Below are 13,059 nucleotides of genomic sequence, written 5' to 3' on the forward strand. Positions count from 1 at the left end.
ACAGCGACAGACCGACCCGGTGCTGCACATGCGCGCCGTCGCCCGCGTCCACGGCAAGGGTGCCGCCGAGGTCCACGCGCTGCGCGGCGTCGACCTCGCCGTGGCGGCCGGCGAGCTGGTGGCGGTGATGGGCCCGTCGGGCTCGGGCAAGTCCACGCTGTTGTCGCTGGCCGGCGGTCTGGACATGCCGACCAGCGGCGAGGTGGTCATCGAGGGCACCACGCTGGCCTCGCAGAGCAAGGCGCAGCTTGCTGCGATCCGGCGGCGCTCGGTCGGCTACGTGTTCCAGGACTACAACCTGATTCCGGCGTTGACCGCCGCCGAGAACGTTGCCCTGCCTCGGGAACTGGACGGCATGTCGGCCCGCAAGGCGCGGCAGGAAGCGCTGACAGCGCTCGAAGAGGTGAATCTGCGTGCTGAGGCCGATCGCTTCCCGGATGAGATGTCCGGCGGTCAGCAGCAGCGGGTGGCGATCGCCAGGGCCCTGATCGGCGAGCGCCGGCTGATCCTCACCGACGAGCCGACCGGCGCGCTGGACACCGAGACCGGTGAGGCGGTGCTGCGTCTGCTGCGCAAGCGCTGCGACGAGGGCGCCGCCGGGGTGCTGGTCACGCATGAGGCCCGGCATGCCGCCTGGGCCGACCGCATCGTCTTCATCCGCGACGGATTGATCGTCGACGAATCCGCGCCCTCCCAGCGCGCCGAGGACCTGCTGGTGGCGGGCGGGACCGACCTGTAGGAGGGCGGTCCCGCCCGCACCGAGGAAAGAGCGGGAGAGACCTCAGCTGGCCGAGTCCTCGGCCGGGTCGCCGCCGCCGGACTCGAACATCGAGAAGTACCCGCCCTGCGGGTCCTGGCAGACCGCGAAGCGGCCCATCGGGATCGGCGTCGTGGGCACCACGACCGTGCCGCCGAGCTCGCCGACCTTCTTCACCGAGGCTTCGCAGTCGTCCACGCCGAAGTACACGGCCCAGTGCGGGGGCGTCTCCTTGGGGAAATGCGCGTCGTCCATCACCATCATCCCGGCCACCGTGCGGCCGTTCACCTTGAGCTCGGTGTACTCCATTCCGTCCATCTGGGCGGTCGAGGAGTCCCAGCCGAAGGTCGCGGCGTAGAAGGCCTTGGCCGCCTCGGCGTCCCGGGTGTTCAGCTCGTCCCAGGTCAGCGAGCCGGGCTCGTTGACCAGGGCGGCGCCCTTCATCGACTTGGGCTGCCACAGGCCCAGGACCGCGCCGGTGGGGTCGGCGAACATCGCCATGCGGCCGACGTCGGTGACGTCCATCGGGGGCATGATGGTCTGCGCGCCGGCCTGTTGGGCCTTGGTCATGGTGGCGTCGGCGTCGGTCACGGCCACGTAGGTGCTCCAGGCCACCGGCTGCTCCGGCGACATCGTGGTCATGGCGCCGGCCACCTGCTCACCGCCGCGCAGGAACATGGTGTAGCCGCCGGCCGCCGGGTCCTCGGCGACCTGCGACGTCCAGCCGAACAGGCCGCCGTAGAACTTCTTGGCGCCTTCCAGGTCGGTGGTCCCCAGGTCCACCCAGCACGGGGTGCCGGGGACGTACTCTGTCATCTTCATCGCGGGGCTCCTTCGACCCGGCCATGATCGGCCTGATGTGGTTTGGGCTGATTCGCCTTCCGAACGTACCCGGGCCCGACCCGTTCCGCCCCCGGAATGCGGCACCCCGCGCCCGGCGAGTCGGCGGGGCGCTACGTTGGGAGCGTGCCCGACCGATCTTCCTTCGCCAAGCCCGCGGGCCTCAGCCTCGGCGGTAGCCCTGACCTGGCCGAACGTCGCTGGCGGCAGGCGCTGGCCGACGCCGGCCTGGACGTCGGCTTCGGCGCGCGGCGGCGTGCCGAGTACAGCGCCGACGCCTCCAACTACCGGCACGTGCCCCGCGGCGTCGGCTTCCCGCGCGACGCCGACCAGGTCGCCGCGGCCGTCCGGATCTGCCGCGCGCACGGCGTGCCGGTGACGCTGCGCGGCGGCGGCACCTCGGTGGCCGGGAACGCCATCGGCGAAGGGCTGGTACTGGACTGTTCGCGGTACTTCGGGCGGGTGCCGGAGGTGGACCCGCACGCCCGGACGGCGCGGGTGGAGCCCGGAGTCGTCCTGGAGGCGCTGCAGGCCGCCGCGGCCCCGCACGGGCTGCGCTTCGGCCCCGACCCCTCGACGGCCTCACGCTGCACGGTCGGCGGCATGATCGGCAACAACGCCTGCGGGGCCCGCTCGCTGGCCTTCGGCACCACCTCGGACAACGTGCTGGCCCTGGACCTGCTGCTCGCCGACGGCACGCGGACCACCGCGCGCCGCGGCACCAGCGGCGTGGCAGCCCTCGACGACCGGCTGCGGGTCCTGGTCGGCAAGCACGGCGAGGCCGTCCGCCGCGAGCTGGGCCGCTTCCCGCGCCAGGTGTCCGGCTACGCGTTGCAGCACCTGCTGCCCGAGAACGGGTTCGACGTCGCCAAGGCGCTGGTCGGCTCCGAGGGCACGCTGGCCGCGGTGCTCGGCGCCGAGCTGCGGCTGGTGCCGGTGCTGCGGGACCGGGTGCTGGTCGTGGCCGCGTACCCGGACATGGTCACGGCGGCCGCCGACGTGCCGCGCGCGCTGCCGCATCAGCCCTCGGCGATCGAGGGCCTGGGCTCGGAGCTGGCCGACGTGTGGGCCGCGCGGCGCAAGCGGGCGCTGCCCGCCTCGCTGCCGGCCGGCGGCGGCTGGCTGTTCATCGAGACGACCGCGCGGCAGGCGCCGGCGGTGGTCGCGGACCTGGCCGGGGCGCACGCCACCCGGGTGGTTGCCGACGAGGCCGGGCAGCGCGAGCTGTGGCGCATCCGGGAGGACGGCGCGGGCCTGGCCACGCGGACGGCCGAGGGCTCCGAGGCGTGGCCGGGCTTCGAGGACGCGGCGGTGCCGCCGGAGCGGCTGGCGGACTACCTGCGCGGGTTCGAGGCCTTGATGCAGAGCGCGGGACGCAAGGGGACGGTGTTCGGGCACTTCGGCGAGGGGTGTCTGCACGTCCGGATCGACCACGATCTGCAGACCGTCTCCGGACGCCAGCAGTTCGCGGAGTTCACCGCCGCCGCGACCGAACTGGTCGTCACGCACGGCGGCTCGGTGTCCGGCGAGCACGGCGACGGACAGGCGCGCTCGGCCTTGCTGGCCGCGATGTACAGCCCTGAGCTGCTGCACGCGTTCTCGGAGTTCAAGGCGGCCTTCGACCCCGGCGCGGTCCTGAACCCCGCGATCCTGGTCGCGCCGCGCGACTTCGCCGCGGACCTGCGCGCGCCCGGGGTGACGCAGGCGGCGCCCCCGGAGCTGGCACTGGCGGCCGACGACGGGGACTTCGGGCGCGCGGTACGGCGGTGCGTGGGCGTGGGCAAGTGCCGCAGCGCGGCGGGCGGGGTGATGTGCCCGTCGTTCCGCGCCACCGGGGACGAGAAGGACTCCACGCGCGGGCGTGCCAGGGTGCTGCAGGAGATGCTCGACGGCCGCACGGTCGGCGGCGGGTACCGGGCCCCGGAGGTACTGGACGCGCTGGACCTGTGCCTGGCGTGCAAGGGCTGCAAGACGGACTGTCCGGTCGGGGTCGACATGGCCGCGTACAAGACGGAGGTGCTGGCGAAGCACTACCGGGGGCGGCTGCGGCCGGCGGCGCACTACTCGCTGGGGTGGCTGCCGGTGTGGGCGCGGCTGGCGGGCTTCGCGCCGCGGGTGGTGAACCGGGTGATGGCCTCGTCGCTGGCGCCGGCGCTGAAGCGGGCCGGGGGGATCGCCGCGGAGCGGGCGCTGCCGCGGTTCGCGGTGCGGTCTTTCTCGCGGCGGCGGAGCGATGCGGCTGCGGCGGGGCGGCGGTTCGGCGGGGTGGGAGGTTCGCGGCCGGGTGCCGGCGGACCGGCGCCGGTGGGCTCGCAGGTTGGCGGCGACGCGGGGTTGCGAGCCGGCGGCGAGGCGGCTCCGGCGCCGGAAAACGGTGTGGGCTCAGGGCCCGGCGCGTGGTCGGCGTCGGGGCTGTGGGAGCTGGCCGGCACGCGCACCGTGGTCCTGTGGGCCGACACCTTCACCGAGAACTTCACTCCGGCGGTCGGCGAGGCGTTGATCGCGGTCCTGCGCGCGGCGGGCTTCCGGGTGCTGCTGCCGCCGCGTACCGGGTGTTGCGGGCTCACGTGGATCTCGACCGGCCAGCTCGGGACCGCGCGCCGCGTCATGGCCCGGACGCTGGAGGCGATGCGCCCGGCGGTGGAGGCGGGGCTGCCGATCGTGGTGCCCGAACCCAGCTGCGCGGCGACCCTGCGCGAGGAGCTGACCGAGCTGCTGCCCGCGCACCCGCTCGCGGCGAGCGCCGCGGAGCTGGTGACCGGCCCGGCGCAGTTCCTGGCCCGGCACGCGCCGGAGTGGCGCCCGCCGGCGTCGCCCTGGCGCGGGCACAAGGCCCTGATCCAGATCCACTGCCACCAGTACGCCTCCGGCGCGACCGGCGAGGCCGAGGTCGAGCTGCTGGCGCGCGCCGGTGTGGACGCACACGTCGTGTCCGGGTGCTGCGGACTGGCGGGCGACTTCGGCGTGACCGACGGCCACTACGAGGTGTCGATGGCCGTGGCCGAGCTGAACCTGCTGCCCGCGATCCGCTCGGCCGCGAGCGACACCCTGCTCATCGCCGACGGGTTCAGCTGCCGCACGCAGATCGAGCAAGCCGTGGCCGAGCGCCGGGTGTGGCATGTCGCGGAGGTGCTGGCGGCGGGGCTGCCGACGGCTGAGGGGTGAGAGGGCGCCTCACTTACTGATCGGCGCGCCCCACCCGTCGTAGTACCCCCCGAGCCGCTCGGCCATCTCGTGCAGCTCCCACACCACCCCGTGGATGTAGTCCAGCTCGACCGCGTCCTCGCGCTCGACGTGCACCATCCACTGCCCGTTCCGCTCCTCCACCTCGCCGGTGAACCCCGCGTTCTGCGCGTCGGCCAGCAGGGTCCGGGCGCGCGCCTCGTCCGGGACGCCCATGTAGTGGTCCACCGGGCGGGGCATGTCGTGCCGGTCGCCGTGTTCGGCCAGTGACTGCACGACACGGCGGTCCATCAGGTACTGCATGCTGCGCACGTCCGGCCACAGGAACTCGTGGTAGTACCGCCACTCCGGGTCTTCCTCGGCGAAGGTCTCCAGCTCGTAGTCGCCCGACTCGCTGTCCACCTTCGCCACCACGGCGCGGCCGTCGGCGTGCGCGGGCAGGTGGAAGAAGTGCTCGCGGTAGCCGCCGTTGGTCAGGCAGGCCAGGTAGATCGCGCGCGTCTGGTCGCCGAGGGCCTGGACCAGGGCGTCCTGGAGGGCGTACATCGCCTCGTTCTCGGTGCCGTCGGGCAGGCCGTTCTCGCGCGGGGCGCGCAGGGCGTGGCGGACGTGCAGGCGCTGGGGGTGGGTGCCGCTGTCGGCGACGTCCTGCAGGTCCAGGTCCAGGCTGATCACCGCCGGCGTGCCGTCGACCCGGCAGGTGTAGACATCCCAGCCCAGACTCACGAGAACCCCCTCGGCGTGGCCGGCATGATCCCGGCGGCGTGCCGATTTTCGCACGCCGCGGGCGCCGGCGAGGGCCGTTCTCGCCGATCAGACGATCAGCCCGTCGGGCCGCCGGTCGGGGTGGCGTTGCCCAGGCCGTTGGCCGAGGAGCTCTGCGTCGGCGGGTTCGGGGTGCTCGGCACGCTCGAAGGGCTCCCGCTGCCGCTCGGCGACGAGGTCGGACCCGTCGGGGAGCTGCTGGACCCGGTCGAGGCGCCCGTCGAGGGCGTGTCCGGCGTGGTCGGCGCGGAGTCGGAGCTCTGCGGCGTCGAGGGCGTGGTACCCGGGTCGCTGGAGCCGGACGAGGCCGGGGAGGAGGAGTCCGGTTTCTGCGACGGGGTCGAGCTCTCGTGCGTGCCGCCGCCGGGGTTCTGCTCGCCGGGCTGGTTGGTGGAGCCACCGCTGTGACCGGGGTCGTTGGTGAACACATTGCTGTGGTAGCCGGGGAACTCGCCCTTGCGCGCCACTTCCAGCGCCGTCACCGCGCCGGTGCCGATCATGAAGCTCGCGATCGCCGCCGCCAGCAGTGGCTTGCGGCCCGGGAGGCGGTCCTTCCAGCTGCGCGGAGTGTCCGATATGTCTGAAGTATCCGAAAGATCCGGAATGACCGTCGGGAGCACCACGGTCTGCGCGTGCGGCCCCATGGCCGGGTACGGCTTGGCGTCGAGCACGACCGTCTCGTCCAGAGCGCTGTCGGTGAGCGCCCGATCGGCCAGGGACGGCAGAGCCTGCGTCTGGTCCAGGGCCGTCAGCGCCACCGGCTCGTCGCTGTGGGTCGGCATGAAGCGCGTTTCCGGCGCCTGCGTGCTGTGCACCCGCGCGCTCCGTGAGCGCGACAGGATCGCCGTCTCCAGCTGCTCCGGATCCAGCGCCGGCATCGCCTTGCGCGCCGCGGTCGTCCCGCGCTCCAGCGAGTGCCCGATGACCGCGCTGGCCGACGTGGCCACCGCGCTGGCGACCGCCGCGCCCACGATCGTGCCGGCCACGCCGAGCTTGGAACCCACGGCGGCGGCCAGGGCGGCCGCGCACGCGCCGGCGGCGATCTTGGTGACGGACAGGTCGATTCTGTGCCGCGTCGCGGGCTCGTGGTCGGCGCGGTCTGGGTCCCGGGTCTCATCCGTCGGCGTAGTCATACGCTCATCAGTTTTCCAAGCCGCACCACGGTTTTTCGAATCAACCCCCGCTTATTGTGACCGGATTCACGTGGCGGCGGGAGTTTGCACCTGGGCCCCGCGCCTAGTTCTCCACAGAGCGCACGCGGTCGGCCACGGCGCGCGCCAACTCCACCGGCGCCTGGTCCGGGATCCAGTGGCTGATGCCGTTCAGCTCGACGAACCGGTAGGGCCCCTCCACGCACTGCGCGCAGTTCTCCGCGACCGCGCGTCCGATCGCGACGTCCTCGGTGGACCACACGAACGTGGTCGGGATCCGCACGTTCGGCAGCGCCGCCGACTGCTTCACGTTGATCGCGCGGTACCAGTTCAGCGCCGCGGTCAGCGCCGGGCGCTGCCCGAGCACCGCGTAGTGCGGCAGGATCGCCGATTCCGGCAGCGGGGAGAACAGGTCGTGCAGCGCGCGGGCGCTGTTGGCCAGCAGCACGTCCTCGGGCTTGTCGTCCATCCGGAACAGCTGCACGTAGGCCGAGCGCTCCCACTGGTCCTCGCCCTCCGGGCCGGGGTCGGCCAGCACCTCGTAGAAGCCGCGCAGGTGCGGCACCGAGACGGCCGTCAGGGTCTTGAAACGGTCCGGGTGCGCCACCGCGGCGTGCCAGGCGACGATCGCGCCCCAGTCGTGCCCGACCAGGTGCGCGCTGGGCAGGTGCAGCGCGTCCAGCAGGCCGACGACGTCCTCGACCAGCCGGTCCACGTGGTAGGCGGAGACCTCCGCGGGCCGGGCGCCGGGGGAGTAGCCGCGCTGGTCCAGCGCGATGGTGCGCATCCCGTCGGCGGCCAGCAGCCGGCTGGTGGCCTGCCAGCTCGCCGAGGTCTGCGGGAAACCGTGCAGCAGCACCACCGGCGGGCCGCTCTGCGGGCCCTCCTCGGTGGCGGCGAACTCGTACGCGCCGATGGTCACGTGATACGCGCGCATGTGCGCCCCCTGCCGTTCGTCCGGCGGCCCGGCGGACCGCCTCGCCTGCCGCGACGCTACCGAGCCGCCGCCGTGGCGTCCATGGTTCGGACCCGGCCCGGACCGGCCGGCGCCGCGCGTCGTCCATGGGACTGACAAGTCCATGCCTTCTTGCGGGCGTGCACGCCGGTATTGCGAGCCGACACGGCCAAGACCGGATACCGTCTACCTCATGCCTGAACCGACCGCCCCCACCGCCGCCGACGTCCGCTCGGCCGCCGACGCCCTCAAAGCCGCGATCGACGCCCACCTGGCCGCGGTGCAGAGCCGGTCGGACGAGAGCGACCCGGCCGTGCGCACCGCCTTCCTGGCCATGGCCGCCGCCGCCGAGTCCTACGACGATGCGCTGTACGACGCCTACAACGAGGTCACGCCGTTCGAGATCCCGAGCCAGTACCCCGAGGTGGCCGCGGACCCGGACAACCCGGAGGCGATCAGTGTGCTGATCCGCCGCGACTACCAGATCGAGCACCCCGGGCGCCTGCTCGGCGCGGCGCGCGGCCTGGCCGCCGGCGCGGTGGACCCCGAGGTGGACATCAGCACGGTCTCCGGCTCGCTGGCGGCGCTGTTCGACGTGTTCGACCCGGACGAGATCCACAACCGCTCCGACGAGCTCGGCCTGCTCCCCGGCGACGGCACCACCTGGGTCCTGGCCACCGACCCCGAGGCGATCGCCGACGAGCAGTGGTTCGAGGACCCGTTCTCCGACACCGACCCCGAGCGCATCGTCTGCCGCTTCGACGTGATCGGCGACGAGGAGGACGACGAGTACTTCGACACGTTCGCCGAGGACGGTGCCGAGGACGAGATCGACGGGATCGAGGTCGTCTAGGCGGCGACGGTCTTCACGAAGCGACCCCTGACCTGCGAAGACTCCCGCAAGGGAGTGACCGTGGGACAGGGGTCGCGGCGTGAGGACAACGGGCGGCAGATCCTCCGGTCTAGGATCAGCGAACTCAAGAGGAAGGGAAGCGCATGAGGGTGGACGGTAGTCGGATCTTCCGCGAGGCCTGGATCGCAGGCGTCCAGAAGTACTACCCGGGCGAGCCCAAGGCGGCATACGTCGCGCCATACGAGGAGACTCCGGAGTGGGAGCGCGCCGCCGCGGCATCAGTCTTTGAACTCGTGCGATTTTTCATCGAATCGACGGGCGACGGGGTGAAGAAGCTCAGCCGGGAGAACAAGGGCCGCTACGTCGCGCTCTGCTGGACAGCACAGATCTTCAAGCGCGTCGAGGACCCGAAGCCCGCCTACGTTGCCGGTTGGGAAGACCTGCCGCAATGGCAGCAGGAAACAGACTCCGACATCTTCGAGCGGATCGAGGACTATCTCAACGGCTCATAGCCGCCCGCAGAAGCCCTGTTGCGCCCGTCGCGTCGCCGTACATCCCGGTTTGGTGACGATGTTTAGGCCCACAAACGCTGTCCGTCCCAAACCCTAGACTTCCGCACATGACCGGAGGGGACCAGGGCGGATACGTGATCGACGGGCGTTTCGAGTTGTTGGAGCGGCTCGGCGGCGGCGGTATGGGGTTGGTGTGGCGGGCACGCGACCTGATGTTGCAGCGCGAGGTGGCGCTGAAGGAGGTGCGCTCGCCGGATCCGTCGGTGCACGGGAGTGATCCGGCCGAGCAGCGGGTCGTGCGCGAGCGGGTGTTGCGGGAGGCGCAGGCGCTGGCGCGGCTGCAGCATCCGAACGTGGTCACGATCTTCCACATCGTCGACTCGCACGAGCTCGCGCATCCCTGGCTGGTGATGGAGCTGGTGACCGGCGGGGCGCTGGACGGGCTGCTCGACGAGCGCGATCTGACCGTGCCCGAGGCGCTGCGGATCGGGCGGGGCCTGCTCGGGGCACTGCGGGCGGCGCACGCGGCCGGGATCCAGCACCGCGACGTGAAGCCGGGCAATGTGCTGCTGCGCGGGGACGGCACGCCGGTGCTCACCGACTTCGGCATCGCCGCGCTGGAGGCCTCGCCGGGGCTGACCGCGACCGGGATGCTGATCGGCTCGCCGGAGTACATGGCGCCCGAGCGCGTCCACGGCGTCGAGGGCGATCCGCGCTCGGACCTGTGGTCGCTGGCGCTGCTGCTGTACGTCGGACTGGAGGGCCGCAACCCGCTGAGCCGCGAGACCACCATCGCGACCATCGCCGCGGTCTCCGAGGGCTTCATCCCGCCGCCGGTGCGCAGCGGCCCGCTGAGCCCGATCCTGAGCGCGGTGCTGGTTCCGGACCCCGCGCGGCGGCCGTCGGCCGAGCAACTGGACGCGATGTTCGCGCATGTCGAGATGGGCGGGGGCCTGGGCGCGTTCCAGCCCACGATCCCGGCGCCGCGCATGCCGAACAGCAGCGCCGCGCAGGGTTATGACGAGTGGCTGACGCGGCAGTACGCCAACACCGGCCAGAACCCGATGCCGGTCACCGACCAGCTGCCCGGCGGCTCCGGTCCCCGTCCGCCGATCAACCCGTACGGCAACGGTCCCGGCAGCCCCACCGGCAACCCCGCCTACGTCTACAACGGCGGCATGAGCCCGGAAGCCGCCGAGCGCTACCGCTCCAAGGCGTTCCGCCTCACCACGATCTCCACGGTGGCGGTGCTGGGGGTGATGGGCTTCTCGGTCTGGGCCACGACGCGGGCGGAGAGCCACGCCAACCAGTCGGCGAACAACGCGGCGAACAACATCCCGACGTTCTCCATGCCCGCGGTCTCGGACACGCAGGCCGCTGCCGGCTCCACGTCGCAGGCCCCGACGACCGCCGCGGCCACTTCGGCCGCGGCCGGCGGAGACTCCACCGCGACGCAGCACCTGCTCACCCCCGCCGGGGCCCGGGCCGTGATCAAGCAGATCCTCGCGGTCAGCGGCGGCAGCCGGGTCGTGTCGATGACCATCTACGACGACCACGCGAGCTTCGACGTGGTCAAGAAGGACGACTCCGGGGTCTACGACACCTACGACTTCGTCAACGGCAAGGCCGGGTTCTCGATGACCGGCGACGCCCTGGACCAGGGCGAGCCGGCGCTGGACCCGTACACGGTGAACTGGGACGCGCTGCCGGCGCTGCTGAAGGAGGCCGACGCCACGCTCAACGTGAAGAACCCGAAGTACCACTACGTGGTCGTGGACTCCGACATCATCGACCACACCCTGAGCCTGAAGGTCTACGTCGGCGACGACTACCGCAGCGGGTATCTGTCGGCGGATCTGAAGGGCAAGGTGCTCGAGAGGTACCCGCAGGAGTAAACAAGAGCGGTGAGCGAACCCGCGATACCCGAGCCAGGCCTGCGTTACGGTACAGATCCGCGCTACTACGCGCACGCCGCGACGGTTAGCGCGCGCCGCTACGAAGTCCCAGCGGTCCCGGGCGACTGGGACACCGGGATGCTGCGGATCATCGCCGATCCGGATCTGCTCGCCGAGTTGATGCCGGCCCGGCGCGGGCCGGTGCAGGGTCCGGGGGCGCAGGATCCGGGGGTGCAGGGCTGGTCGGTGCGCGCAGACGAAGACCTGTGGTGGCCGGCCGCCGAGGCTCCCGCGCCCGCCGGAGCCCGGGCGACCGCGGCACCGTCGGCCGCCAAGCCCGCCACCAAGTCCGCCGCCAAGTCCGCCGGCAAACCCACCACCGGCGCGCGCTCCTCCACCGCGATGGCCGCCGCGACCGTGGTCTCCCGCATCGGCGGCATGTTCGGCCAGGGCCTGCAGGCCGCGGCGCTCGGTTCCTCGGTGCTGGCGACCACCTTCACGGTCGGCAACACCCTGCCGAACATGATCTACTTCCTGGTCATCGGCGGCGCGCTGAACGCGGTGTTCATGCCGCAGCTCGTCGCGGCCATGCGGCGCGATCCCGATGGCGGCGCCGCCTACGTGAACCGGCTGCTGACGCTGGTGTTCTGCGCACTGCTCGCGGTGACCGTGGTGGCGACGGCGGCCGCGCCGTGGATCGTCGCGGCCTCGGCCGGCCGGCTGGATCCCGCGCACCGGGCGCTGGCCGTCTCCTTCGCGCGTTACTGCATGCCCCAGATCTTCTTCTACGGGGTCTTCGCCGTCGTCGGTCAGGTGCTCGGCGCGCGCGGACGCTTCGGCCCGGCGGCGTGGGCGCCGGTGCTGAACAACGTCGTGGTGGTCGCGGTGTTCGCCGGGTTCGTCGCGGTCGGCGGGGGAGCTGGGGGAGGAACGGGTGCGGGAGCCGGCGGCGCCGACGGCCAGGCGGTCCTGAGCCCGGGGCAGAGCATGTTCATCGGCCTCGGCACCACCGCCGGCGTGGTCGCGCAGGCGGCCGTCGTGCTCTGGTTCCTGGCCGGCTCCGGGGTCCGGTACCGGCCGCGCTTCGACTGGCGCGGGGCGGGCCTGGGCCGGGCCGCCGCGCCGGCGAAGTGGACGCTGGCCTACATGCTGGTCGGCCAGGCGGTGAACATGCTGGTGATGAGCCTGGCCACCGGTGTGGACCAGGCGTATCCGCACTCCGCCGTCGGCTATGCCGCCTACTCCAAGGCCCAGCAGATCTGGATCCTGCCGCAGTCGGTCATCACCGTGTCGCTGCTGACGATGCTGCTGCCGCGGATGAGCCGCGCGGCGGCCGACGACGACCCGGCCTCGGTCCGGCGCGACCTGTCGCTGGGGCTGCGGGTCTCGGGGGCGGCGATCGTGCCGTGCGCCTTCGCGTTCCTCGCGCTGGGTCCGCAGTTCGCCGCCGTGCTGTTCGGCTATGGCCGGACCAGCCTGCCCCAGGCCCACGGGATCGGGTTCATGCTCGCGGCCTCGGGCCTGGGCCTGATCCCGTTCTCCGCGCAGTACGTGATCCTGCGGGGCTTCTACGCGTTCGGGGACACCAGGACCCCCTTCACCGTCGGGCTGATCACCGGTGCGGCCAACGCCGCGATCGCCATCGGGGCCAGCGCGCTGCTCGGCGGCACCCGGTGGCCGGTGGTGGTGATGGCCGCCGGTTCCGGGCTGTCGTCGGCGATCGGCCTGGGCTGGTCCGTCAGGCGCCTGCGGGCCCGTCTGGGCGGTCCGGCCACGGCCAAGCCCGGCAAGGGCGTGTCACGGGTCTACCGCCGGCTCCTGCTGGCCGCCACGGTCGCCGGGGCGGTCGGGTACGCCGCCGCGCAGGACGTCGGGGCACTGGCGGGCACCGCGCGCCCCGGGTCGTTCCTGGCCGCCGCGGCGGGCGGCTCGGCTCTGGTCGTTGTCTATGTTTTGGCGGCCAAGGCGCTGCGCGTCGCGGAGGTGGACCGGCTGACCGGCCGGGTGCGGGCCCGCATCACGGGGTTGATTCACCCGATCGGATGACGTGATTGGGGTGAAACGTCCTGACCTGCCAACCAAGAAGTTACCGGGTCGTCAAAACTCGTTGGTAACTTCGTCTTCACAGGGTCCTGATGGGGTGCCATT

General features: G+C 72.5%; 10 protein-coding genes. 6 read left to right on the forward strand and 4 right to left on the reverse strand.

The genetic code is table 11. The features are described 5' to 3' along the window. Nucleotides 1-28 precede the first annotated feature (28 nt). The gene (locus ABIA35_RS11635) at nucleotides 29-739 is read left to right on the forward strand and encodes an ABC transporter ATP-binding protein (RefSeq protein WP_370334374.1); all 711 of its coding nucleotides are present in this window, start codon (nucleotides 29-31) and stop codon (nucleotides 737-739) included. A gap of 42 nt (nucleotides 740-781) precedes the next feature. Here ABIA35_RS11635 and ABIA35_RS11640 read toward each other — a convergent pair whose 3' ends face one another. Beyond that, on the reverse strand, nucleotides 782-1,579 hold the full coding sequence (locus ABIA35_RS11640) for a VOC family protein (protein WP_370357843.1): 798 nt from the start codon (nucleotides 1,577-1,579) through the stop codon (nucleotides 782-784). A gap of 144 nt (nucleotides 1,580-1,723) precedes the next feature. On the opposite strand from ABIA35_RS11640, the gene ABIA35_RS11645 reads away from it, so the two are divergent. After that, nucleotides 1,724-4,762 (forward strand): FAD-binding and (Fe-S)-binding domain-containing protein, encoded by a 3,039-nt coding sequence (locus ABIA35_RS11645; RefSeq protein WP_370357844.1) that lies wholly within the window; start codon nucleotides 1,724-1,726, stop codon nucleotides 4,760-4,762. A 9-nt stretch (nucleotides 4,763-4,771) separates the two neighbouring features. On the opposite strand, the gene ABIA35_RS11650 is transcribed toward ABIA35_RS11645, so the two are convergent. From ABIA35_RS11650 to ABIA35_RS11660, 3 genes are all read right to left on the reverse strand, one after another. Next, a complete protein-coding gene (locus ABIA35_RS11650; RefSeq protein ID WP_370357845.1) occupies nucleotides 4,772-5,506 on the reverse strand; it encodes a DUF695 domain-containing protein in 735 nt (244 codons plus the stop codon). 95 nt (nucleotides 5,507-5,601) lie between these two features. Next, nucleotides 5,602-6,678 carry a hypothetical protein gene (locus ABIA35_RS11655; RefSeq protein WP_370357846.1) on the reverse strand — a complete coding sequence of 359 codons (1,077 nt, stop codon included), beginning with the start codon at nucleotides 6,676-6,678 and terminating at the stop codon, nucleotides 5,602-5,604. Nucleotides 6,679-6,781: 103 nt separating this feature from the next. Then, nucleotides 6,782-7,633 carry an alpha/beta fold hydrolase gene (locus ABIA35_RS11660; protein WP_370357847.1) on the reverse strand — a complete coding sequence of 284 codons (852 nt, stop codon included), beginning with the start codon at nucleotides 7,631-7,633 and terminating at the stop codon, nucleotides 6,782-6,784. Nucleotides 7,634-7,844: 211 nt separating this feature from the next. On the opposite strand from ABIA35_RS11660, the gene ABIA35_RS11665 reads away from it, so the two are divergent. The 4 genes from ABIA35_RS11665 (at nucleotide 7,845) to murJ (ending at nucleotide 12,957) form a co-directional block, all read left to right on the forward strand. After that, nucleotides 7,845-8,504: a hypothetical protein gene (locus tag ABIA35_RS11665; RefSeq protein ID WP_370334380.1), complete on the forward strand. Its 660-nt coding sequence runs from the start codon at nucleotides 7,845-7,847 to the stop codon at nucleotides 8,502-8,504. A 143-nt stretch (nucleotides 8,505-8,647) separates the two neighbouring features. Next, nucleotides 8,648-9,016, forward strand: a complete 369-nt coding sequence (locus tag ABIA35_RS11670) for a hypothetical protein (protein WP_370357848.1) — start codon at nucleotides 8,648-8,650, stop codon at nucleotides 9,014-9,016. 107 nt (nucleotides 9,017-9,123) lie between these two features. Further along, nucleotides 9,124-10,911, forward strand: a complete 1,788-nt coding sequence (locus ABIA35_RS11675) for a serine/threonine-protein kinase (RefSeq protein WP_370357849.1) — start codon at nucleotides 9,124-9,126, stop codon at nucleotides 10,909-10,911. Between the two features lie 9 nt (nucleotides 10,912-10,920). After that, nucleotides 10,921-12,957, forward strand: a complete 2,037-nt coding sequence (murJ, locus tag ABIA35_RS11680; RefSeq protein WP_370357850.1) for a murein biosynthesis integral membrane protein MurJ — start codon at nucleotides 10,921-10,923, stop codon at nucleotides 12,955-12,957. The last annotated feature ends 102 nt before the right edge of the window (nucleotides 12,958-13,059 follow it).

Origin of the sequence: Catenulispora sp. MAP12-49, assembly GCF_041262705.1 — a bacterium.
GTDB lineage: Bacteria > Actinomycetota > Actinomycetes > Streptomycetales > Catenulisporaceae > Catenulispora.